We start from the raw sequence: 21089 nt of genomic DNA, 5'->3' as shown, positions 1-21089 counted from the left end.
GCCTACCCACCGCCGGGCCGCGGCAGGGCGGAGCGTCCCCGACGCACGCTCCGACCGCACCGGCTCAGCGAATGGTTAGTCGGTGCACTGCGAGTCGAGGATGACGGCGCTGCTGGGATCGGCGCTGCCCAGGCTCACCAGCAGCGGGTTCGGGTCCGGTCCGGTGGCCGCGATGGCATTGCGCTCGGCCTCGGCCAGGCTGTTGCCCAGTGCCCAGTACATGTGGCCGTCGCGGTCGGCAATGGCGGCGCAGCCATTGGACCAGCGCACCTGAACGGTGCATTCCGGATGGCCACACTCCTGCATGGCGCGATTGTCGGCGCCACCCTGGTCCGGGAAGTTCCAGCCGGTGCCGACCAGAATGGAGTCGCCGTCGATGACCAGGGCCATCGAGCCGTACAGGTCCTGGGCGTGCGCGGTGCCCATACCGGTAGCGAGCAACGCGACGGCCGCGGCGCCGAAGGTGCCCACGGCGGCCTTGCGAGACAGGTTCATAAGAGAATTTCTCCCCCAGATCGAAAAAGTAAATGCCCCAAGATCATTGCAGGGAGATACGACAAAAACGTCCGTCGGGGGTGGCCGGGGAGCGATCTGTATCGGTCGGTGAATCGGTCACTCCCCGACCGGATTCAGTTCCGGGGCTTCGGTTCCATGAAGGCGATCCCCCAGCCGACATGCCCGTGCCAGACACTGGCGATGCGCCCGCCCTGCACGGCCGATTTGGGATCACCGATCGGCCCGCCGGCCGCGCGCACCGCCGCCACCGTGGCATCCAGATCGGGGCTCATGAACGCGACCCCGGACAGCGCCGGTGGCCGGGCTCCGGCGCCCACGGTCTCGATGAACGCCTCACCGACTCGATAGAAGGCCATCTCGGGACCTTCCGGCCCGCGTGGAAAGAACCGCCGCCGTGGCGGAATACCCAGTACGGCAGAAAGATTCGTGACCGCGGTGTCGAGATCCGGAACCCAGTACACCACGTGGTCGACGAACGAGACGGCATTCGGATGCTCACCGTCGAGTTCGGATCCGGTGCCCCCGGAATCCGATTCGAGGTACGGCACGCCCAGTTCGGCCGGGGCGGCATGGATTTCGTCGAAGCCCCAGGCAGCCTCGCCGAGTACGCACTCGGCGTGGCCGATCCGGAAGCGCCCGCCGGTGACGGTGAAACCCAGTGCCGCCCAGGCCTGCTCGTCTCCGGGCAGGCCCAGGCGGGTGAGGTTCGGCATTACAGGGACGCCGCCAGCCGGGTGCCCTGGTTGATGGCGCGCTTGGCGTCGAGTTCGGCGGCCAGATCGGCGCCGCCGATGAGGTGCACGGTGACGCCCGCGGTCTGCAGCGGCTCGTGCAGATCGCGCACCGATTCCTGTCCGGCGCACAGGATCACGTTGTCGCATTCGACGATGGTGGGCCGCTGCCGCTTCTCGCCGAAGCTGATGTGCAGGCCCTTGTCGTCGATGCGCTCGTAGTTGACGCCGCCGATCTGCTCCACGCCCTTGGCCTTGACGGCGGCGCGGTGCACCCAGCCGGTGGTCTTGCCCAGATCCTTGCCGAAGGAGGACGACTTGCGTTGCAGCAGTACGACTTCCCGGGCGGCAGGGGAGGGCCTGGGGGTGGTGACGAAGCCGGGGAGGTTCGGATCGTCGGAGACGCCCCACTCTTCCTTCCACTCGTCGAGCTTCAGGCTGGGATGTCCTTCCACGGTGAGGAATTCGCTCACGTCGAAGCCGATGCCGCCCGCGCCGATGACCGCCACCTTCTTGCCGACCGGTTTGCTCTCGCGCACCAGTTCGGCGTAGGTGAGCACCTTCGGGTGGTCGATGCCCGGGATGTTCGGGATGCGCGGCTTCACGCCGGTGGCGAGGATGACCTCGTCGTAGCCGCCGTCGATGAGCTGCTGTGCGGTGGCCTTCGTCTCGAGATGTACACGCACGCCGGTGATTTCGAGCTGCCGGGTGTAGTAGCGGATGGTCTCGCTGAATTCTTCCTTGCCCGGGATGCGGCGCGCGATGTCGAACTGCCCGCCGATCTTGTCGTCGGCCTCGAACAGATCCACATGATGTCCGCGCTGGGCCAGGCTGACTGCGGCCGAGAGTCCGGCCGGGCCCGCGCCCACGACCGCGAACTTCCGGGTGCGCCGGGTGGGCAACAGCTGCAGCTCGGTCTCGTGGCCCGCGCGCGGATTCAGCAGGCAGGACACGGTTTTCGCCTGGAAGGCGTGGTCCAGGCAGGCCTGGTTGCAGGCGATGCAGGTATTGATCTCGTCGGCCCGGGCGTCCTGGGCCTTGCGCGCCCAGTCCGGGTCGGCGAGCAGCGGCCGGGCCAGCGACACCAGGTCGGAGTCGCCGCGGGTGAGGATCTCCTCGGCGGTCTCCGGCATATTGATGCGGTTGGAGGCGCATACCGGAATGTCCACCAGGTCCTTGACCTTCGCGGTCCACTCCACGAACGCGGCGCGCGGCACCGAGGTGACGATGGTGGGCACCCGGGCCTCGTGCCAGCCGATATCGGTATTGATGATGGTGGCGCCGGCCGCCTCCACATCCCTTGCGACGGCGGCGATCTCGTCCCAGGTCTGGCCCTTCTCCACGAAGTCGGCCATGGACAGCCGGAAGACGATGATGAAGTCCGGGCCGGCGGCCCGGCGCACGCGGCGCACGATCTCGCTCGCGATGCGGCGGCGGTTCTCCGGCGAGCCGCCCCACTTGTCCTTGCGCTTGTTGGTGCGCTCGGCGAGGAACTGGTTGATGAAATAGCCTTCACCGCCCATGATCTCGACGCCGTCGTACCCGGCGAACTTGGCCAGGGCCGCGCAGTTCGCGTAGTCGTCGATGGTCGATTCGACGCCCTTGTCGGACAGGGCGCGCGGCTTGAACGGGTTGATCGGGGCCTTGATCGCCGAGGCGGACACGCTGGTCGGCATGTACGAGTAGCGGCCCGCGTGCAGGATCTGCAGCGCGATCTTGCCGCCCTCGGCGTGCACCGCCTTGGTGATGGCGCGGTGCCGGTAGGCCTCGGTCTTGTTGGTCAGCTTGGCGCCGAAGGGCAGCAGCCAACCGGTGCGGTTGGGGGCGTAGCCGCCGGTGATGATGAGACCCACACCGCCGCGGGCTCTTTCGGCGAAGTAGGCGGCCAGCCGGTTGATGTGCCAGGCCCGGTCCTCGAGACCGGTGTGCATGGAACCCATCACCACGCGATTGCGCAGGGTGGTGAATCCGAGGTCCAGGGGTTCGAACAGGTGCGGGTACGCGCTCATTGCGCAGTGCCTTTCGTGTCGCCCCGGAGGGCATCGAGTACTTCGTCGCACCAGCCGACGAAACCCTCCTCCACGCGGATTCCGCCGCGCAGCACGAGGAACTGGTGCAGCCTCGGCCCGGAGAGGTGTTCCGGGGCCGAGAAGTCCTTCTTCTCGAAGTCGAGATAGAGGTCGAGGCGGGCCGCGTGCTGATCGCGATGCCGCTGCACCTCGATGCACAGTGCCGGGATATCGGCGAGCGAGGCGGCGCGCAGTTTCACGCCGAGTTCATTGCGCATGGGCGCGACATCGATCGGTTCGGCGATCCAGCGGGTGAGTTCGGCTCGCCCCGCATCGGAGACGGTGTAGACCTTCTTGTCCGGCCGGCCTTCTTGCGCGATGGCTTCACCCGACACCCAGCCCTGTTCTTCCATACGCTTGAGCACGCGGTAGATCTGCTGATGCGTGGCGTTCCAGAAGAAGCCGATGGATTTGTCGAACCGGCGGGCCAGGTCATAGCCCGAACTGGCGCGTTCGGTCAGCGATACCAGCAGCGCGTGTTCGAGGGCCATGCGGCCAGGATAAATGAGACGGCCCGTACTATGCAATTCAGTGCATAACAACTCTCGTAACTCTCAGGGGCTTCGCCCCCGAACCCCCGCACCCGGCAGCCCCAGCCCTGAGGGCCGGGGCGTCTTACTCCCTCAGCGCCGGACAGCGGCAGCCGCGAGGCCCGCGGCGATCAGAACAGCCACACCCTCGGCCACAGCCGTGACACCCACCGCGTGGGCGGCGGACAGGGCGGTCGAACCCGCCAGGGTCAGGAAGACCGAGCCGAAGCTCGCGATCCCGACGACCACGCCCAGCTGGACGTTGGTGACCAGGATGCCGCTGGCGTCGGCGGCCAGTTCGAAAGGCACTTTGCTGGTGGCGCGGGCCATCAGTGGACTGAAGGCGAGGCCGAAGCCGATACCCATGATGCCGAAGACGGTCAGTTCCAGCACGCCCATGCCGCGGCCGTCACGCAGCAGCAGACCCATCACCACCATGGTCGCGGCGCCCAGCGCGAGGCCGCCGGGAATCATCGCCCGATGGAAGCGGGCCGGGATGCGGGCCCAGTTCATGCTGGCGATGCCGAAGGTGAGGCCGTTGGGGAGACAGATCAGGCCGGCGTGCAGGGCGCTGTAGTGCAGCGTGGTCTGCAGGTGGATGGCCATCACGAACATCCAGCCGCTGAAGGTCGCCATGACCAGCAGCAGCGTGGCCGCGGTCAGCACCAGCCCGGGAGCCCGCAGCACCCGATCCGCGAACAACGGTTCACCACCCGTCCGGTGCACCCAGCGCTCGACTACGGCGAACCCGATGAACCCGACCACGGCCGCGCCCAGCGCGATCCGCGTCCACAACGGCCAATCCTGTTCGTGTCCGAGCACCAGCGGCAGGACCAAGGCCAGCACCGAAGCGGTGAGCACCCCGAGTCCAGCCAGATCCAGCTTCCGATCGATCCGCACGGTCGGCGCCGGCAGCACCTTGGGCACGACCACCAGCAGCACGAGCCCGATCGGCACATTCACCAGAAACACGCCCCGCCAGCCACTTCCGGCGATATCGGCGTTCACGATGAGCCCACCCACGATCTGCCCGACCACCATCCCGCCGGAGATCACCGCCGCATACGCCGAAAGCGCCCGGGTCCGTGCGGCTCCGGTGAAGGTCCGCTGAATCAGCGTCATGATCTGCGGCACCATCACCGCGGCCCCCACACCCTGCAGGAACCGGAACACGATGAGCGCCCCGGACCCCCAAGCCAGCCCGCAGGCCAGCGAAGCAACGGTGAACACGGCGAGCCCGGCGCCGAACACGGTCCGCTGCCCGAACCGATCACCCAGCCGCGCACCGGTGACCAGCAGCACCGCATACGCGATCACATACCCCGAAACAATGAGCTGCAACGCAGACCCGCTGGCATGCAACGAGGTTCGAATATTAGGAATAGCGACATTCACAATGGAGGCGTCCAGCACGGCCATGAACTGCCCGAGCAGAATCACGGCCAGCACGGCGGCCGGGCGCCGGGTCGAAACGGAAGGGGCCGGAGCCACCGCCGGTGGAGATTGGGTCAGGCTCTGTGTCATGTGAACAAGACTGTGCCGCCCCGGATCCTGGTAACAGGAGTCCGCTTATACGGGTAGTGGCACCACCTGGATAAGCGGCGGGCGCCGGGAGACGATGGGGTGGTGGGTTCTCTGGATTTCGACACCGCCACGGATGATCATGCCGATCCGCGGGCGATGAGCAAGGCGCGGCGGCAGGAGCTGGCGACTTTTCTGAAGTCGCGGCGGGCGCGGATTCTGCCGGGGGATGTGGGGCTGCCGGCGGGGACGCGGCGGCGGACACCGGGATTGCGCCGGGAGGAGGTGGCGCAGCTGGCCGGGGTGGGGGTGACTTGGTATACGTGGCTGGAGCAGGGGCGGGATATCAAGGTGAGTGTGCAGGTGCTGAACGCGATTTCGCGGACGCTGGCGCTGGACGGGGTGGAGCGGGCGCATCTGTATCGGCTGGCGGATGTGCCGACGATTCCGGGGCTCGCGGTCGAGCAGCGGGTGCCGGAGGAGTTGCAGGTGATTCTGGATCATCTGCATCCGTTGCCGGCCGCCTTGCTCAGTGCGAAGTATGACGTGCTGGCGCACAACGAGGCGTACGCGGCGATGTGCCCGGGGTTCGTGTCCGGTGAGAAGAATGTGATCCGGAAGGTGTTCATCAGTCCGGAATGCTGCAACCCGTACCGGTCGCAGATCGAGCATCTGGCGCGGATGGTGGGGTATCTGCGGGCGGCCTATGCCAGGTATCTGCAGGATCCGGAATGGACGGGGTTCATCGAGGATCTCTGCGCCGAGAGCGCGTTGTTCGCACAGCTGTGGGAGCGCAATGACGTGGCGTTGCCTTCGGTGCGTACCAGGTGCATTCGGCACCTCGCGGTCGGTGAACTGGAGATGGTGATGACCAGCATGACCGTGCCCGCCATAGCCGGTGCCTGGGTGCAGATCTGGACACCCGCGGACGAGACGGGGTGGACCCGGCTGCGGGCGCTGCTGGCCATGAGCGAGGACGAGCGCCGCCGACCCTGGCTCGAGCATTTCGAGCGGGAGCACGGCTGGGTGTCCGAGAGCGTGTCCGCCTGAGTGTTTCGCTGCGCTGCGCCGCATGCACGCGAGACGCCACTGGATCAGTTCTCGGGATCCGGCTACAACGCGGGCAGGACGTTGGGACGGTCGCAGGGTGTAGCCGAAGGATCCAACACATTCCTGCCGAGAGAAGAGCGATATGGACAGAGCGCAGTGGGCGTCGTTGGGTACGTACATCAGATCCTCTATGGGAGTGAGGCGTACGAGTGAGGACTCGCAACAACAGGTGGTTTCGGTGGGGTCTTGGCTTGTTGATTGTGATGGGATTGCTGGCCCTTGGTTATCACCGACTGGAATACGAGCGTCCTCATGGGGACGAGGCACATCGGATTGTCGAGCAGGCGACGGTCGCCGGTTTCGCTCGGACCGGAATTATCGCCATCGATGACGGCGACAACCCGCCTCTTGCGGAAGCGTATTTCATTGGCCCCGCACCCAAGCCGGACGTCTTGACAGTCGTATCGGTCCCCACGATCCAGTTGAAGGCGGTGGAGGATGCCGACGCCGAGTGGGCCAGGCAGCATCCTGATGTCGATTACGCGGTGGCACACGGAGAACGGCCGGACGGCTGCGGGGCTGGTGTGTCGTTCGTTTCGAATCCGACGCCCACGGTAAAGGAGCGAGGGATTCGGGATGTCACCGTACTGACCGATGAGCAAATCGCGGCGGTGCGGAATCACACGGCGGTCGTAATCGAACTGAGCGTAGGCCCTTGCGGATGGTGAACCGATCGGTTGCCGGCACTGCGGACAAGGGGACCTCTATCGCAACCTTAATTGCCTAATACCGGGAGGACTACCAAGATGTTCTTTAAGTGCTCGCCGATGCCGGGTACCAAATGGGGATTGACCGGCGCCGAAGCAATTCTCACCCTCCGCGCCCTGATCGACAACGGCGGCTTCCAGTGGTACTCGGACTTTCAATTGACCCGCGAGCATCGGCGCGTCCACCTCAACGCCGATCAGCTCGCCGCCTGATCAACAGTCAGTTGGCGACCTTCCTCGAGTCGCGGCGGGCTCGCATCACTCCCGCCGATGTCGGTCTACCCGTCGGCTCGCGGCGGCGGACGCCGGGGCCTGCGCCGCGAGGAGGTGGCGCAACTCGCGGGTGTGGGTGTCACCTGGTACACGTGGCTGGAGCAGGGGGGATATCAAGGTGAGTGTGCAGGTGCTGAACGCGATTTCGCGCACCCTGGCGCTGGACAGCGCCGAGCGGGCGCACGGCCGGGTGCCCGAAGTCGTGTCCGCCGGGCTCAGCATTGCGGACCTGCGGTAACACAGTGCGTGTTACGCTTGGCGCATGGCTGTCTTGAACGTTCGCACCGATGAAGCGATGGAAACGGCGATCGAAGCGCTAACCGCCCGGCACGGCAACCGTACCGAGGTGGTGCGGTATGCCTTGTTGAAGGCGTACAAGGATGAGTTGCTTCGTCAGGCCGAGGCGGATGCGGAACGCCTTGCCGCTGACAAAGACGACCAGGCTGAAATGCTGGCGATCCAGCGGTACATGGGAGTGGTGTGAGTCTGCATGATCTTTCGTGGTGCCATCTATGAGATCAAGGCTGCTTCGGGTGCGAAAGGTCATGAGCAGCAAGGGAAACGGCTGTGTGTGATTATCCAATCGGACCGGTTCGCGTCCACCGCGATCATCGTCGCACTCACCTCGACGTCGGCGGGTCCGGCGATCTACCGCCCCGAGATCGATATCGACGGCACGAAGACACGCATCCTCTGCGATCAGATCTACACCGTCGATCCGACTCGGCTGGGTGAATTCAGGGGCTCCTTGGAAGGTAACGAGTCGGCGGACCTGGATCGAGCCCTGATGTTGAAGCTTGGTTTGCTATAACCCGGCCGATAGGCCACGCCGCGGCGAGGCACCGCCTAGTCTGCGCTGCATGACCGAGCTGCCGGGAGAGGCGACTATCGGGCAGGCCGGCGGGCGGGGGCCGGTGCTGGCGTGGGGTTTCTGGGATTGGGCGGGGGCGGCGTTCAATGCCGTGATCCTCACCTTCGTGTTCTCGGTGTACCTCACCGACAAGGTGGGGGAGAATCTGCCGGGCGGGATTTCGGCGAGTGCCTGGCTGGGGTGGGCGCTGGGGGCGGCGGGGCTGGTGGTGGCGGTGACCGCGCCGGTGGCGGGGCAGTGGTTCGATGCCAGTGCGAAACGCAAACTGTCGCTGGGGATTCTGAGCACGGTGACGGTGGTGCTGATGGCCGCCATGTTCTTCGTGCACGAGAATTACCGCTATCTGTGGCTGGGCCTGGCGCTGCTGGGGGTGGCGTCGGCGGCGTTCGAGCTGGCGCAGGTGCCGTATTACGCGATGCTGCGGCAGGTGTCGACGCCCGCGACGGTGGGCCGGATCTCCGGATTCGGTTGGTCCATGGGGTATTTCGGCGGGATTCTGCTGCTGTTGATCTGCTACTTCGGGTTCATCTCCGGTAAGGGGGATATGCGCGGGCTGTTCGGGGTGCCCACGGATGACGGCCTGAATGTCCGCCTGGTGGCGGTGCTGGCGGCCGTCTGGTTCGCGGGATTCGCGGTGCCGCTGTTCCTGTTCGTGCCCGAGGTCGTGCGGACCGTGGCGAATCCTGCTGCGGCGGCGCCTGTTTCGACCGGGCGGCTGCGCTGGTTGCGGGCCGTGGGGGCGTCTTATCGTGGGCTGTGGCGCGATATCCGGGAGTTGTGGGTGGTGGACCGTCGGACCGTCGGATTCCTGCTGGCCAGTGCGGTTTTCCGGGACGGTCTGGCCGGGGTGTTCACCTTCGGTGCGATTCTGGCGGTCCGCGTGTACGGCATCGCCGACTCGGACGTGCTGTTGTTCGGTATTGCCGCGAATGTGGTTGCGGCACTGGGCGCCCTGGTCGGCGGTCGGTTCGACGACCGGATCGGACCCAAGCCGGTGATCGTCACCGCGCTGGTGGCCATGATCGTCTGCGGGACGGTGTTGCTGGTGGTTTCCGGGCCGCTCATGTTCTGGATCTTCGGGTTGCTGCTGACCGTGTTCGTCGGCCCCGCACAGGCTTCCGCGCGGTCCTTTCTCGCCCGGGTCGCACCGCCGGGGCGCGAGGGTCAGATGTTCGGGCTCTACGCCACCACGGGCCGGGCGGTATCTTTCCTGGCCCCAACGCTTTTCGGGTTCTTCGTGTGGGCTTTCGATGCCGAGCGCGCCGGTATCGTGGGCCTGCTGCTGGTGCTGATCGCGGGTCTGGTGCTGTTGCTCCCGGTCAACGGGGCCACCACGCACCCATTCCGACCGCGATGAGCCGGACCTGCTGTATCGCGCCCGCCACGATGCGCCCGCGTTCCCGGGGTTCCGCGAGCACGTAGTCGGCGATCCGGTCGGCGACCGTGGAGACGATGAGGTCGGCGGCCAGCTGGAGATCGTCGGGCGACCATTCGTCCAGCGCCCGCACCCGGGACAGGTCGACGACGAGTTCCCGCACGATGAGCTGCATTTCGACGGCGATGGCCCCGCGCAGCGGCGCGGAACCGCCGTGTCGTTCGCGCAGCAGGAATCCGTAGAGGTCGCGTTTGTCCTCGACCTGCGTGAATACGAATCGGACCGTGTCGCCGAGTTTGGCTTCCGGATTTCTGCGCATTTCCCTGAGTGCGAGGCGCATTTGGCGCACGCCCTCCTCGACGAGGCTGGTGCCGAGCTCGTCGAGTGAGGCGAAGTGGCGGTAGAAGGCGGTGGGCACGATGCCGGCGGAGCGGGCGATCTCACGCAGGCTCAGGGCCGCGAAGCCGCGGTCGGCGGCCAGGGCGAGGGTGCCTTCGAGCAGGGCCGCTCGGGTGCGTTCTTTGCGCTCGACTCGGGTAGCTGCCTGCTCGCTCACGTCGATGAGCATACATCCGTTCACATTCGTTCCTGTCGAGAGATGTCGTGTGGGTCACACGAACTGCCGGTTGAACTGGAGTGCCTTCACCGGGCAGACTATCTCAGTGTACAGATGTGCACCGAAATGGAGGCTCGCATGGTCGGACTCATCGACCTGGTGCAGAAGACGTTGACCACCCCGCACCCGCTGGACCGCTACCTGGAGCTGGTGCGTCCCACGCTCACGCTGCGCGATCTGCGCGCGGAGATCACGCATGTGCGCCGCAGTGCGGTCGGGTCGGTGACCCTGACCCTGCGGCCCAATCGGCAGTGGGCGGGTCATGTGGCCGGGCAGTACGTACAGGTCGGTGTGGTGATCAACGGTGTCCGCCACACCCGCTGCTATTCGCCGGTGAATGCGCAGCACCGCCGCGACCGGCACCTGGAACTCACGATCAAGGCCCACCCGGAGGGCCTGGTCTCGAATTACCTGCACGACACCGCGATTCCGGGCATGACGGTGGATCTCTCACCCGCACAGGGTGTTTTCCACCTGCCCGAGCAGCGGCCCGAGCGCATCGTGCTGCTCAGCGGCGGCAGCGGTATCACGCCGGTGCTGTCCATGCTGCGCACGCTGGCCAATGAGGGCTATCGCGGTCAGGTGCTGTTCCTGCATTACAACCGTTCTCCGGAATGGGTGCCGCATCGCGCCGAGCTGGAGGCAATCGCCATGCAGCACGGCAACTTCCGCGTCGAGTTCCGCTACCCGGAACTGCTGCACGACCCGGTCTTCGGCTACGACGAACTGGAGCGCCTCGCGCCCTGGTTCGCCACGGCGCAGACCTACCTGTGCGGGCCCGGCGGCCTCATGAAGGCGGTGCGCACGGTCTACGAGGCCGAGCAGCTCGCCGACCGCCTGCACATGGAGGAGTTCACCCTCACCGCCGCACCCGCCGATCCATCCACCGCCGAGGGTGAGGTCACCTTCTCCGGCAGCGGCATCACCACCGACAACACCGGTGCGAGCCTGCTGGAGCAGGCCGAGAGCGCCGGTCTCACCCCGGAATACGGCTGCCGCATGGGGATCTGCTTCTCCTGCACCGCCGTCAAGCGCACCGGCTGCACCCGCAACCTGCGCACCGGCGAACTGGACGCCGATCCGGACCAGTCCATCCAGCTCTGCATCAACGCCCCCGTCGGGGACGTCGACATCGCTCTCTGAAAGGCGATCATCATGGCGATTCTCACCGAAACCCCCGAGGGCCCGCTGGTCCTGTCCGTCGAGCAGGTCGAGGAGATCGGCCGCGAGCTCGACGCCCTGCGCGCCCGCATCACCGCCGATCTGGGCGAGAGCGACCGCGAATACATCTACTCGGTCATCAAGGCGCAGCGCGGCTTCGAGATCGCCGGCCGCGGTCTGCTGTACCTGGGTTTCCTGCCGCCGTTCTGGCTGGCGGGCGTGGCCGCGCTGAGCCTGTCCAAGATCCTCGACAATATGGAGATCGGGCACAACGTCATGCACGGCCAGTGGGACTGGATGCGTGAGCCGGGCCTGAATTCCCGTGTGTTCGAATGGGATACGGTGTGTCCCGCCGATCAGTGGCGGCATTCGCACAACTACATGCACCACACCTACACCAATATCCTCGATATGGACCGCGACATCGGTTACGGCATCCTGCGGGTGGACGAGGCGCAGGCGTGGAACCCGCTGCGGCTGGGCAACCCGCTGTACGCGTTCGTCCTCATGCTGGCCTTCGAGTGGGGCGTGATGGGGCACGACCTCGAGGTCGAGAACATCGTGCGCGGTAAGAAGTCCTGGTCGGAGATCAAGACCCTGGTCAAGGGCCAGTGGCGCAAGGCGAGCCGGCAGGTGCTGAAGGACTACATCGTGTTCCCGGCGCTGACCGGGCCGCTGTTCGTGTCCACGCTGACGGCCAACTTCACCGCCAATATCGTGCGCAATCTGTGGACCTTCTCGATCATCTTCTGCGGGCACTTCCCCTCCGGCGTACAGACGTTCACCCAGGAGGAGACGGCCAACGAGACACAGGGCGAGTGGTATGTCCGGCAGATGCTCGGCTCGGCCAATATCGACGGCAGCAAGCTGTTCCACATCCTGTCCGGCAACCTGTCGCACCAGATCGAGCACCACCTGTTCCCGGACCTGCCCGCCAACCGCTACCCGGAGATCGCCCCCGAGGTGAAGGCACTGTGCGAGAAGCACGGCCTGCCGTACAACACGGGCGGCTTCTCGAAGCAGATCGGCTCGGTGTGGGCGAAGCTGTTCAAGCTGGCCCTGCCGCCCTTCCTGACCGGGAACTCGCAGTCCGCGAGTGTTATCGTGATGCGCCAGGGGCAGGCGAGCGAAGCGGGCGTGTAAATGATCTCCAAATTCGAGAGCAACAAGGATCTCATCCAGGAACTGACGTCGTCCGGAGCACGGCACGTCGGCAATATCGCCTCGATCATCACCGGCACGGTCGCCGAGGTGACCCGGGAGATCGGCGACTGGATCACCGACGCCATCGAGATGCGTGAGGCCGCCGCGGCCGCACAGCAGGACGCCGAAGCGCACCGCGCCGAGGCCGGCGACCTCGAGGCCGACGACCTCGACGACGAGCCGGAAACCCCTGCGGCGCAGGAGAATCCGGCCACGAAGCCGGTCCCGAGCGAACGGGTCTCCGCGGACGTCATCGACGCCGAGGTCGTAGACCCCCGTTAGGGATGGGACTCCCGGGGTTGGGGTTTCAGGGGCGAAGCCCCTGAGGGCTCCCCGGGAGTGGGGGTTACCAGACCGGGAGGCGCCGTCGGTGTTGCGCCACTTCGGTGATCAGATCCTTGTAGCCGTCGGCGAGTTCGGCGAGGCGATACCACTGCAGGTGCGCCTCGCTGTCGACGTTGCGGCGTGGCCCGTCCTCGCTGATGCGGTGGGCGGCGGCGTGGCGTCGTGACCGCCCGTCGCCGTTCTTCGCGGTGGTGGCCCGGGCGGGGGGCGCGGAGACTCCCAGAGCCTGTTGTGCGGCAACCCATTTCGCGGCCATCCGGTCGATGACCGCGCCCAGTGTCTCGGTGTGCAGCGAGGCGCCGGCGCGGTGCGGGATATTGGCCGCCACCCAGTCGTCGATGCGGGCGATCTGGTGTGCTCGCTGCGTGTCGATCGTGTCGACGGTATGGCTGCAGTCGGCCACGTTGTCGGGCGTGGCCCCGGCGGCGTGGGCCGTCTGCAGGGCGCGGTGCCGGCGTTCGTGGCAGCGCGCCAGTTCGTGAGCGGATTCGAGCACATCACGATCGCGGCGCTCGGTGGTGACGGGTTCCCGGAAGGCGCGCAACAACGTTGAAGGCGATGGGAGCTCGGTCCCGAATACCGCTCCGGTGTAGTCGATTGCCATTCGTTCCACCCTCGGCTTCGCATGTTTGGATGCGCCAGGGCCGAGGGGGTTTCGGGGAGGGGCTCCCCTCGGCTCCGGCGCAGCCCCGCATCCGGAACGCAACAGTCCCCTACCTACGGCACGGTGAAGAAACCGGGAAATCCGCGACGATGCGAGAAGAGACTGTCCGACAATGCGGGACATATTCAGGAAAGCGCGATAGTCGAACGGGCGCAACCATCCGGCGCGTGCTGTGCGAAGCTGCCGGAAAATCGTTATACAGCATTACAACCCGGTTACATGGCTGCTGCGGTTGGTGGCTGATCGACACCTGTGCGGACGGTGTGTGGGACGGCGGGTGCGCCGGGCGCCGGTCCCCGATAGCTGGATCTGTCATGAATCAGGTTACCGAGGCTTATGAATAGCTACCGGTGCGGCGTGCCTGGAGAGTTGCGGGCCGCGGTCCACTAGCCTCGGTATATATGCCCGCATATGCGTCGTCGCCGGAGCTCGGTTTCGGTTTCATGTTCGCGCTGGAAGACCCGGAGCGAATCGCGGAAGTCGTCCGCACTCTGATCGTTCGCCGCAGGGTGTCGGTCTTCCGGCTGGCACACCTGTCCAGTGATGACGGCCCGCCCGAGCGCTATGTCGTCAACTGGGCTGCGGTGCCGCAGATCTCGGTCAAGACCGGCCCGCCGACCCCGGAGGAATTGCGTTCCAGCGGAACGATGCTGGTCAACGCGTTCCTGGGGGAGGACGGCGAAGTGAGCCTGTATTCGGCGGATGGCTCGGGCCCCGGCGTGCCATAGCGGCTCGCTATGCCTGTGATTGGTGTTACCCGGCGTCTTAGCAACCTCTCAGCTACAGACAAGGACTTGTTCAGGGAGGCCCGGCAGGGTGGGTCCGGTCGCCGAAACGGAAATCCCGGACGGCGGCCTCACTGAACAGAGAGGTTTCACAATGATCCCGGTTATCATCGACACTGGCTCCGCTGCGCTGAACGGCGTTCTCAACACCGGTTCGGCCGCGCTGGGCGGTCTGCTGAACACCCTGTGGACCGGCTCCTTCGGCCGCTAAAACCTCATCGTTCGAAGAGTTTTCGGGCGATTGCCCCGAGTGCACGGCACTCGGGGCAATTCTTTGCCCGTACCCGGTCCCCGGCCGCGTCCGGAGCGGTGCTCACGCGTAGGCGGGCGCCTGTCGCGCCCGCAGGATCTGTTCCAGCAGGGCGACCAGCACCAGCTTGACCGATTCCCGGTCGCGCGCATCGCATTCCATGAGGTGGACGGTGGGGTCCAAGTCGAGGGCCTCCCGCACCTCCTCCAGCTCGAACTCCATCCCGCGGTCGAATCGGTTGACCGCCACCACGAACGGGGTGCGGCGCTCCTCGAAGAAGTCGAGCACCGGATAGCAGTCCTCGACCCGGTCGGTGTCCACGAGGATGACGCCGCCGAGCGCGCCGTCGAGCAGGTCGTCCCAGAGGAACTCGAAGCGCTTCTGGCCCGGGGTGCCGAAGAGATAGAGCACCAGGTTCGCGTCCAGGGTGATGCGGCCGAAATCCAGCGCCACGGTGGTGGTGGTCTTGCCCGCGGCCAGGCCCGGATCGTCCACGCCCACCGAGACTTCGGTCATATCGGCCTCGGTGGCCAGCGGCTCGATCTCGGAGATGGCGCCGATCAGCGTGGTCTTGCCGACACCGAAGCCGCCGCTGACCACGATCTTCACCGAGGAAGCCAGCGGCTGAACCGTGGGGCGATGCTCAGAGTGCCCGTACAAGATCCCTGATCCTTTCCAATGTGGCGGTGGACAGTTCGTCGTTCTGGCCGACCATGGCGTGGCCGGCCGACACCAGGTCGCTCACCAGCACTCGCGCCACGCCGACCGGAACCCGCAGGGCCGCACCGATTTCCGCGATGGAATGCGGCTGCTGGCAGAGCCGCACCACGCGCTCCAGTTCGAAGCGCAGCGGGGCGGACAGGGCGGCGGGGGTGGCGCGCACCAGGGTCTCGATGCGCAATCCGTCGACCAGCGGGGTGGTGCGCCCGGAGGTCATCATGAACGGTCTTACGACCTGATCCTCGGGCTCGTACTCGATTTCGGATTCCACTGCGTGGGAACGGGGTCGAGTCGTTTCCTGGTAGTGGTCCGCGGGTTCGGCGGCCGGCATCATCCCGGGCTGCGCGTACGGCCGCGCCCGGGCGATCATTCTCGAATCCGGCAGCCGGTGTGAATCGTTCATCGGCTCAGTGACTCTCGCAGTTCGGTGATGAGCGCGGGGGTGAGCAGCGCGCCGGCGCGCTCGGCCAGCACCGCCATCTGGTAGCCCACCAGGCTGATATCGGCATGGTGATCGGCGATGACGCCGATGCAACTACCGTTCGCCATTGCGGACACCAGCAGGAACCCGCGGCCCATCTCGATCATGATGAGCCGCAGGCCGTCGAAGGCGTAACTGCGCGAGGCACTCCGGCCCAGGCTGGTGAGACCGGAGACGATGGCGGCCAGCCGGTCGGCGCCGGTCCGGTCCAGGCCGTCGGACATGGCCATGAGCAGACCGTCGGAGGACACCGCCACCGCGTCACGCACTCCGTCGGTGGTGCGCACGAAGTCGGCCAGCAGCCAGTTGAAGGTGTGCGGATTGGGGTCGGTGTAGTGGGTGGTCACCTGAAATCCTCCTATGCATTCGAGCCGGGTCGTGGCGGCTCGCCGCTCTCGCCGCGCTGGTGCCCGGATCGGAATCCGGCCAGCATGCTTCGCACCTGTTCGGGGGTGCGTTCGGCGGGCGGAGCCACGTTACGTGGTTCCGCCGCGGGCCGCTGGGCGCCGCCCGGCGCGACACCCGAATTCTCGCGAGTCTTCCGGCTGCGCTTGACGAGTCCGTTTCGTGTGCGTTGCACCTCCGGTACACCCACTGAAACCTCTCGTCCCGCTTGCGCATGCGTCGTGTCGTCGCTGTATGTCCCAGCGCTGTCGCTGTATGTTCCGGCCGCGGCGGGCGCCGGCGGCTGCCCATTGGGCGCGTAGTTCCGATCGTGCCCGGAGTCGCCCCGGGCGGGGACGGCGGGCTCGCTGCCGTAGCTCGGAAAGCGGCTCGTATTGCCGTCGAGGCCGGCGCCCCACTGGTAGGCGTCGTCCTCGTGGCGCGCACCGGATCCGGCATGGCTCTCCGAGCCGCTGCGGGCCGTGCGCTCCGGGTCCGGGGTGCGGCGTCCGGTGTCCAGTGCCGGTCCGGGCTCGCCGCCCAGCGGGATGAACTTGATCGGGTTGTGCTCCCGCGAGATCGCGCGCTCGGTATCGGCCGGTCGTGCGGCCCCGGTGGTGCCGGTGTCGCCGGGCGTCTCGACCCGCGGGCCGTCGATGATCCAGGAGCCGGTGATCGGCCCGGAGTCCGAGGGCTCGAAGACCGCGTCGCCGATCAGGTCCGACGAAGTGGTGAAGGCCGTTGTGCCGGAAGCGGTGTCGAAGCTCCGGCGGGCGGCCTCGTCGGCGGCGCTGTACGAGCGATCCGTTTCGGAGCCGATGTACGCGCGGTCCACGTCGGCGGCGCCGAACGAGCGCTGCGGATCGGCTGCCGGCGCCGCGGTGGAGCGGTGCCGGCCGAAGCTGGATTCCGGCATGGGCGAGCTCCCGATGGCCGGAAGTTCCGAGGTGGCAAGGTGATTCGCGGTGCCGCCGAGCTCGGGCAGGACGGTGTTCTCGTCGCCCAGCAGCTCGGGCGGGAAGTTGAGCCGGGCCACCACACCGCTGGTGGGGGAGATGTTCAGTTCGACGTCGATGCCCAGTCGCTTGGCCAGCCGGCCGACCACCCAGTGACCCAGGAAGCGGGTGGGCGCGACCAGGAAGTCGGCCTTGCCCTGCAGGCGGGCATTGGAGATGGCGAGCTGATCGGCCGGCATACCCACACCGTGGTCGACGACGGCGAGCGTGTAGCGCCGCCCCAGCCGGCGGCCGTAGATCTCGACCTCCATATCGGGTGGCGAGAAGGCCAATCCGTTCTCGATGAGCTCGGCCAGCATGTGCGCCACCTCGCTGACGTGGGCGCCCGCGATGGCGACATCGTCGATGCGGCGCAGTACGACGCGGCGGTAGTCGTCGACCTCGGACAGGCCGGCGCGGATCACATCGGTCAGCGGGATGGGCTTGGACCAGCGGCGCGGGTTGGACTCACCGACGAGCACCAGCAGGCTCTCGGCATTGCGGCGCATGCGGGTGGCCAGGTGGTCGAGCTCGAAGAGGTTGGACAGCGCGTTGGGGTCCAGCTCCTCCTGCTCGAAATCGCTGATCAGGCTGAGCTGGCGGCGGACCAGGTTCTGGTTGCGGCGGGCCAGGTTGGCCATGGATTCGGTGGTGTTGCGCCGCAATCGCGCCTGCGCGGAGGCGAGTTCGTAGGCGGTGGTCTGCACGCGGTCCAGCGCATGCGCCACGGAGAGGATCTCCTCGCCGGAATCGGCGTCGGCGCGCACGGGTTCGGGCGGGGCCGGGTCGCCGGCGTCGGCGTCCGCCCAGGCCGCGATGACCTGCGGCAGTCGCTTCTCGGCCACCGCGTCGGCCTCGGAGGCCAGGTCGGCGAGCGGTCGCACGATGGCGCGCACGGTCGACACCACCAGCGCGATCTGCGCGGCGACGGCGAGCAGTGCGATGAGCGCGTAGATGCCGAGCACCATTGCCGCATTGTGCTGCAATTCCACTGCGCGGCCGCGGATCTCGTCACCGAGGTGGCGCTGGACGACACGCTGGGCGTCGATGACCGAGGTCATCTGCTTCCACCAGTCGGCCGTCGCGACCGGTTGCGTCAGCGGCCCGAGCACGGAATCGATCGCGATCTGTTCCGCCGTCCCGGCCCGGGTGGCGTCGTCACCGCGCATGACGGTGTACAGCTCGGAGCGCTGCGCGGGGGTGGCGTCGCGTTCGAAGGCCGCCATGGCGGCCTGCTTCCCGGCCCGGATGTCGAGGAACTGCGCGTACTCGCCGGGCTCGAAGCCGCCGGCGGCGAAGACGCCGTTGAGGAATCCGCGCTCCTGACCGGTGAACTCCTTGACGTCACCGAGCGCGTACAGCGATTCCAGGCCCTTCCACAGCGTGCTGTCCTGGGCGTGATCGAGGCCCGGCCGCGTCTGGTTCAGCGCGTGGATCGCATTGGTGTAGAAGGTGAACGAGGCATTGCGGTCGATGCGGCGGGCGTCCACGTCACTGCGGTTGGCGCTGACGCCGGCGAGCAGGCTGAGCGCGGTGCGCACCTGATCGGAGCCGGTGGGGTTGTCGGAGAGCGCCTTGTTGAGGGACTGCAGGGCGGTATCGGTGGCCGCGCGCTGATCCCCGAGGGATTGGCGCATCGCATTGTTGCCGCCGAGCGCGCCGTTGGTGAGGCCGCGCTCCTTCTGTACCTCGTGCACCAGATCCTGCACTGCCAGTGCAAGATTCACGGCGCGGACGGTATCGCCGGTGGCGCGGTAGTTCCCGACCTCGCCCGCCATGACGATGGCGAGCAGGACCAGTACCAGCGTCACCGAGAAGATCAGGATGCGGCGTAGCCGCGCCCTGATGGTGCGCGGCCGGAGGAACTCCGTCGCCGGGGTGAGCTTGCCGTTGCCGCGCGGCAACAGTTTCGCCGGGCGCAATTTCACTACTGGCTCCTGTACATCGGCTACCGTGCCGACCCACGCCGAGCGCACGGAAAAACAACAGCAACTTCGCACATCGGACCGTGCCTTGCAATTCGAAGCCGATCCGTGTGACTGGCGGAACTTTGGTCGCGCGCCGGTACAAATCTGGTCACAACCGATGAGAAGTAGATGTGATCTTCCTGGCCGGGAGGAAACATCGAGGTGAACAACGGCTCACGCTGTTCCGGCGGCGGCCTTCCGAGCGCCGCCGACACTCGGAAGGAGTGATGGACATGCAGCCTGGTTCCGGTTACCCGGTGCGTGTGCGCGGCGATCTCGACCCGGGGTTGTCCCGCTGGATGTGGATAATTAAGTGGATACTTGCCATTCCACATCTCATCGTGCTGATCGTGCTGCACGTGGCGTACCTGCTGGTGACAATCGTTGCGTTCCTCGCGATTCTGATCACCGGGCGCTACCCGCGTGCGCTGTTCGACTTCAATGTCGGTGTCATGCGCTGGAGTTGGCGCGTGCGGTTCTACGCCTACTCCACGCTGGGCACGGACAGGTACCCGCCGTTCAGCCTCGCCCCGAACGCCGACTACCCCGCCGATCTCGAGGTCGACTACCCCGAGCAGCTCCACCGCGGCCTGGTACTCGTCAAGTGGTGGCTGCTGGCCATCCCGCAGTACCTGATCGCCATCGCGTTCGTCGGCATGGGCGGACGGCACTACCACTGGGCGCTGCTGCCGATCCTGGCGATCATCGCGGCCATCGCGCTGTTGTTCACCGGCTCCTACCCGAAGGGCCTGTTCGACTTCAACGTGGGAATCAACCGCTGGCTCTACCGGATCCGCGTCTACGCCAGCCTCATGACCGACGTCTACCCACCGTTCCGGCTGGACCAGGGAGCCCGGGAGCCGGAGACGGCCGGACCCACCGAAGTCAGTGAATCCTGAACTCGGCCGACTCGTAGATGCGGCGGACCACGTCCTCGATATCGGGTTCCTCGATGGACAGGTCGCGGACCTCCGCACGAGCCGACACGGCGGCGAGCAGCTGTGCGGCAGTGGTGATCTCGGTATCGAAGGCCAGCCGCTGCCGCATGCCCGCGCCTTCGGTGCCGAGCAGCTTGGCACCGGGCAGATCGGTGAGATCCGCGGTGGGCTCGGCCAGATCGACGGTGAGCACCCGATGTTCGCCGACGGTGGCGGCCAGTCCGGTGAGCGATCCGTCGTAGACGAGCCGCCCGTGGTCCACCACCAGCACGCGCTCGCACAGCCGCTCCACATCGCCCATATCGTGGGTGGTGAGCAGCAGGGTGGTGCCGCGCTGGGTGCGCTCGTAGCGCAGGAACTCGCGTAATCGCTGCTTGGACAGCACATCCAGGCCGATGGTGGGCTCGTCGAGGATCACCAGCTCCGGGGAATGCAGCAGCGCCGCACCGACCTCGGCGCGCATGCGCTGCCCGAGCGAGAGCTGCCGCACGGGCGTGTCCAGGGTGCTGCCCATCTCCAATTGCTCCACCAGTTCCGCGGTGCGGGCGCGCGCGGCGGCCGGTTCCAGCCGATGGATGGCCGCCAGGATCGAAAACGATTCGCGCAGCGGCAGATCCCACCAGAGCTGGGACCGCTGCCCGAACACCACGCCGATGCGCCCGGCCAGTTCGCGCCGCTGCCGCACCGGATCCAGGCCACAGGTGCGCAGCGTGCCGGCCGACGGCACCAGAATGCCGGTGATCATCTTGATGGTGGTGGACTTGCCCGCGCCATTGGCGCCGATATAACCCACGGCCGCCCCGCGTTCCATGCGGAAGCTCATCTCGTCGACGGCCGTGACCACCTCGCGCCGCCGTCGCCAGCGGCCCTCCTTGCG

22 protein-coding genes and 2 pseudogenes are annotated in these 21089 nt (G+C 66.8%); 12 read left to right on the top strand and 12 right to left on the bottom strand.

From position 1 onward, the window contains the following. Nucleotides 1–75: 75 nt before the first annotated feature. The 5 genes from ACIP5Y_RS06630 to ACIP5Y_RS06610 form a co-directional block, all read right to left on the bottom strand. Complete coding sequence (locus tag ACIP5Y_RS06630) at nt 76–495, bottom strand: DUF4189 domain-containing protein (RefSeq protein ID WP_400348179.1); 420 nt, start codon at nt 493–495, stop codon at nt 76–78. Nucleotides 496–629: 134 nt separating this feature from the next. Further along, nucleotides 630–1229, bottom strand: a complete 600-nt coding sequence (locus ACIP5Y_RS06625) for a VOC family protein (RefSeq protein ID WP_400348177.1) — start codon at nt 1227–1229, stop codon at nt 630–632. Further along, nucleotides 1229–3256 (bottom strand): FAD-dependent oxidoreductase, encoded by a 2028-nt coding sequence (locus tag ACIP5Y_RS06620; RefSeq protein ID WP_400348175.1) that lies wholly within the window; start codon nt 3254–3256, stop codon nt 1229–1231. Before ACIP5Y_RS06620 ends, ACIP5Y_RS06625 begins: the two co-directional genes overlap by 1 nt. Further along, nucleotides 3253–3807 (bottom strand): PadR family transcriptional regulator, encoded by a 555-nt coding sequence (locus ACIP5Y_RS06615; RefSeq protein WP_400348174.1) that lies wholly within the window; start codon nt 3805–3807, stop codon nt 3253–3255. The genes ACIP5Y_RS06620 and ACIP5Y_RS06615 overlap by 4 nt, the downstream gene beginning before the upstream one ends. Nucleotides 3808–3939: 132 nt before the next feature. Further along, the gene (locus ACIP5Y_RS06610) at nt 3940–5370 is read right to left on the bottom strand and encodes an MFS transporter (RefSeq protein WP_400348172.1); all 1431 of its coding nucleotides are present in this window, start codon (nt 5368–5370) and stop codon (nt 3940–3942) included. 102 nt (nt 5371–5472) lie between these two features. Between ACIP5Y_RS06610 and ACIP5Y_RS06605 the strand changes: the two genes are divergently transcribed. The 7 genes and pseudogenes from ACIP5Y_RS06605 (at nt 5473) to ACIP5Y_RS06575 (ending at nt 9685) form a co-directional block, all read left to right on the top strand. Then, nucleotides 5473–6417, top strand: coding sequence for a helix-turn-helix transcriptional regulator (locus ACIP5Y_RS06605; protein WP_400348170.1), 945 nt, complete (start codon nt 5473–5475; stop codon nt 6415–6417). Nucleotides 6418–6668: 251 nt separating this feature from the next. Next, entirely contained in the window at nt 6669–7145 is a 477-nt protein-coding gene (locus tag ACIP5Y_RS06600) for a hypothetical protein (RefSeq protein ID WP_400348169.1), read from the top strand. A 99-nt stretch (nt 7146–7244) separates the two neighbouring features. Continuing rightward, entirely contained in the window at nt 7245–7397 is a 153-nt protein-coding gene (locus ACIP5Y_RS06595) for a hypothetical protein (RefSeq protein ID WP_400348168.1), read from the top strand. Continuing rightward, nucleotides 7394–7641 (top strand): annotated as a pseudogene (locus ACIP5Y_RS06590) (helix-turn-helix domain-containing protein); the annotation flags it as partial. The gene ACIP5Y_RS06595 and the pseudogene ACIP5Y_RS06590, both read left to right, overlap by 4 nt. A gap of 78 nt (nt 7642–7719) precedes the next feature. After that, nucleotides 7720–7941, top strand: a complete 222-nt coding sequence (locus ACIP5Y_RS06585; RefSeq protein WP_400348166.1) for a hypothetical protein — start codon at nt 7720–7722, stop codon at nt 7939–7941. A gap of 6 nt (nt 7942–7947) precedes the next feature. Continuing rightward, complete coding sequence (locus ACIP5Y_RS06580; RefSeq protein WP_400348164.1) at nt 7948–8268, top strand: type II toxin-antitoxin system PemK/MazF family toxin; 321 nt, start codon at nt 7948–7950, stop codon at nt 8266–8268. 49 nt (nt 8269–8317) lie between these two features. After that, a complete protein-coding gene (locus tag ACIP5Y_RS06575) occupies nt 8318–9685 on the top strand; it encodes an MFS transporter (RefSeq protein WP_400348162.1) in 1368 nt (455 codons plus the stop codon). Here ACIP5Y_RS06575 and ACIP5Y_RS06570 read toward each other — a convergent pair. Beyond that, entirely contained in the window at nt 9648–10271 is a 624-nt protein-coding gene (locus ACIP5Y_RS06570; protein ID WP_400348160.1) for a TetR family transcriptional regulator, read from the bottom strand. The genes ACIP5Y_RS06575 and ACIP5Y_RS06570 overlap by 38 nt on opposite strands. Before the next feature lie 126 nt (nt 10272–10397). On the opposite strand from ACIP5Y_RS06570, the gene ACIP5Y_RS06565 reads away from it, so the two are divergent. The 3 genes and pseudogenes from ACIP5Y_RS06565 to ACIP5Y_RS06555 all read left to right on the top strand — a co-directional run. Next, nucleotides 10398–11462, top strand: coding sequence for a ferredoxin reductase (locus ACIP5Y_RS06565; RefSeq protein ID WP_400348158.1), 1065 nt, complete (start codon nt 10398–10400; stop codon nt 11460–11462). Nucleotides 11463–11474: 12 nt separating this feature from the next. Then, nucleotides 11475–12623 (top strand): fatty acid desaturase family protein, encoded by a 1149-nt coding sequence (locus ACIP5Y_RS06560; RefSeq protein WP_400348156.1) that lies wholly within the window; start codon nt 11475–11477, stop codon nt 12621–12623. Continuing rightward, a pseudogene (locus ACIP5Y_RS06555) lies at nt 12624–12818 on the top strand (hypothetical protein); the annotation flags it as partial. Nucleotides 12819–13029: 211 nt separating this feature from the next. On the opposite strand, the gene ACIP5Y_RS06550 reads toward ACIP5Y_RS06555, so the two are convergent. Then, entirely contained in the window at nt 13030–13632 is a 603-nt protein-coding gene (locus ACIP5Y_RS06550; protein ID WP_400348154.1) for a DUF4254 domain-containing protein, read from the bottom strand. Nucleotides 13633–14093: 461 nt separating this feature from the next. Between ACIP5Y_RS06550 and ACIP5Y_RS06545 the strand changes: the two genes are divergently transcribed. Beyond that, nucleotides 14094–14420 (top strand): hypothetical protein, encoded by a 327-nt coding sequence (locus ACIP5Y_RS06545; protein ID WP_400348152.1) that lies wholly within the window; start codon nt 14094–14096, stop codon nt 14418–14420. A gap of 370 nt (nt 14421–14790) precedes the next feature. Here ACIP5Y_RS06545 and ACIP5Y_RS06540 read toward each other — a convergent pair whose 3' ends face one another. Genes ACIP5Y_RS06540 through ACIP5Y_RS06525 form a run of 4 tightly spaced genes read right to left on the bottom strand, consistent with a single transcriptional unit; the run spans nt 14791 to nt 19235 of the window. Continuing rightward, the gene (locus tag ACIP5Y_RS06540; RefSeq protein WP_400349173.1) at nt 14791–15390 is read right to left on the bottom strand and encodes a GTP-binding protein; all 600 of its coding nucleotides are present in this window, start codon (nt 15388–15390) and stop codon (nt 14791–14793) included. Then, on the bottom strand, nt 15371–15850 hold the full coding sequence (locus ACIP5Y_RS06535) for a DUF742 domain-containing protein (protein ID WP_400348150.1): 480 nt from the start codon (nt 15848–15850) through the stop codon (nt 15371–15373). The genes ACIP5Y_RS06540 and ACIP5Y_RS06535 overlap by 20 nt, the downstream gene beginning before the upstream one ends. Continuing rightward, nucleotides 15847–16275 carry a roadblock/LC7 domain-containing protein gene (locus ACIP5Y_RS06530; protein ID WP_400348148.1) on the bottom strand — a complete coding sequence of 143 codons (429 nt, stop codon included), beginning with the start codon at nt 16273–16275 and terminating at the stop codon, nt 15847–15849. The genes ACIP5Y_RS06535 and ACIP5Y_RS06530 overlap by 4 nt, the downstream gene beginning before the upstream one ends. Before the next feature lie 11 nt (nt 16276–16286). Continuing rightward, nucleotides 16287–19235: a nitrate- and nitrite sensing domain-containing protein gene (locus ACIP5Y_RS06525; protein WP_400348146.1), complete on the bottom strand. Its 2949-nt coding sequence runs from the start codon at nt 19233–19235 to the stop codon at nt 16287–16289. A 272-nt stretch (nt 19236–19507) separates the two neighbouring features. Between ACIP5Y_RS06525 and ACIP5Y_RS06520 the strand changes: the two genes are divergently transcribed. Next, a complete protein-coding gene (locus ACIP5Y_RS06520; RefSeq protein ID WP_400348144.1) occupies nt 19508–20173 on the top strand; it encodes a DUF4389 domain-containing protein in 666 nt (221 codons plus the stop codon). Here the strand turns inward: ACIP5Y_RS06520 and ACIP5Y_RS06515 are convergent. Beyond that, entirely contained in the window at nt 20160–21035 is an 876-nt protein-coding gene (locus tag ACIP5Y_RS06515; RefSeq protein WP_400349171.1) for an ATP-binding cassette domain-containing protein, read from the bottom strand. The two genes, ACIP5Y_RS06520 and ACIP5Y_RS06515, sit on opposite strands and share 14 nt — an antisense overlap. Nucleotides 21036–21089: the final 54 nt, after the last annotated feature.

The organism is Nocardia sp. NPDC088792, from assembly GCF_044750615.1.
Lineage (GTDB): Bacteria > Actinomycetota > Actinomycetes > Mycobacteriales > Mycobacteriaceae > Nocardia.
This window is presented reverse-complemented; position numbering and strand designations above follow the sequence as displayed.

What these genes read in the sequence shown, in the direction of transcription:
- ACIP5Y_RS06630 (WP_400348179.1), bottom strand. Translation starts at nt 495, where the DNA reads ATGAACCTGTCTCGCAAGGCCGCCGTGGGCACCTTCGGCGCCGCGGCC.
- ACIP5Y_RS06625 (WP_400348177.1), bottom strand. Translation starts at nt 1,229, where the DNA reads ATGCCGAACCTCACCCGCCTGGGCCTGCCCGGAGACGAGCAGGCCTGG.
- ACIP5Y_RS06620 (WP_400348175.1), bottom strand. Translation starts at nt 3,256, where the DNA reads ATGAGCGCGTACCCGCACCTGTTCGAACCCCTGGACCTCGGATTCACC.
- ACIP5Y_RS06615 (WP_400348174.1), bottom strand. Translation starts at nt 3,807, where the DNA reads ATGGCCCTCGAACACGCGCTGCTGGTATCGCTGACCGAACGCGCCAGT.
- ACIP5Y_RS06610 (WP_400348172.1), bottom strand. Translation starts at nt 5,370, where the DNA reads ATGACACAGAGCCTGACCCAATCTCCACCGGCGGTGGCTCCGGCCCCT.
- ACIP5Y_RS06595 (WP_400348168.1), top strand. Translation starts at nt 7,245, where the DNA reads ATGCCGGGTACCAAATGGGGATTGACCGGCGCCGAAGCAATTCTCACC.
- ACIP5Y_RS06585 (WP_400348166.1), top strand. Translation starts at nt 7,720, where the DNA reads ATGGCTGTCTTGAACGTTCGCACCGATGAAGCGATGGAAACGGCGATC.
- ACIP5Y_RS06580 (WP_400348164.1), top strand. Translation starts at nt 7,948, where the DNA reads ATGATCTTTCGTGGTGCCATCTATGAGATCAAGGCTGCTTCGGGTGCG.
- ACIP5Y_RS06575 (WP_400348162.1), top strand. Translation starts at nt 8,318, where the DNA reads ATGACCGAGCTGCCGGGAGAGGCGACTATCGGGCAGGCCGGCGGGCGG.
- ACIP5Y_RS06570 (WP_400348160.1), bottom strand. Translation starts at nt 10,271, where the DNA reads ATGCTCATCGACGTGAGCGAGCAGGCAGCTACCCGAGTCGAGCGCAAA.
- ACIP5Y_RS06565 (WP_400348158.1), top strand. Translation starts at nt 10,398, where the DNA reads ATGGTCGGACTCATCGACCTGGTGCAGAAGACGTTGACCACCCCGCAC.
- ACIP5Y_RS06560 (WP_400348156.1), top strand. Translation starts at nt 11,475, where the DNA reads ATGGCGATTCTCACCGAAACCCCCGAGGGCCCGCTGGTCCTGTCCGTC.
- ACIP5Y_RS06550 (WP_400348154.1), bottom strand. Translation starts at nt 13,632, where the DNA reads ATGGCAATCGACTACACCGGAGCGGTATTCGGGACCGAGCTCCCATCG.
- ACIP5Y_RS06545 (WP_400348152.1), top strand. Translation starts at nt 14,094, where the DNA reads ATGCCCGCATATGCGTCGTCGCCGGAGCTCGGTTTCGGTTTCATGTTC.
- ACIP5Y_RS06535 (WP_400348150.1), bottom strand. Translation starts at nt 15,850, where the DNA reads ATGAACGATTCACACCGGCTGCCGGATTCGAGAATGATCGCCCGGGCG.
- ACIP5Y_RS06520 (WP_400348144.1), top strand. Translation starts at nt 19,508, where the DNA reads ATGCAGCCTGGTTCCGGTTACCCGGTGCGTGTGCGCGGCGATCTCGAC.
- ACIP5Y_RS06515 (WP_400349171.1), bottom strand. Translation starts at nt 21,035, where the DNA reads ATGAGCTTCCGCATGGAACGCGGGGCGGCCGTGGGTTATATCGGCGCC.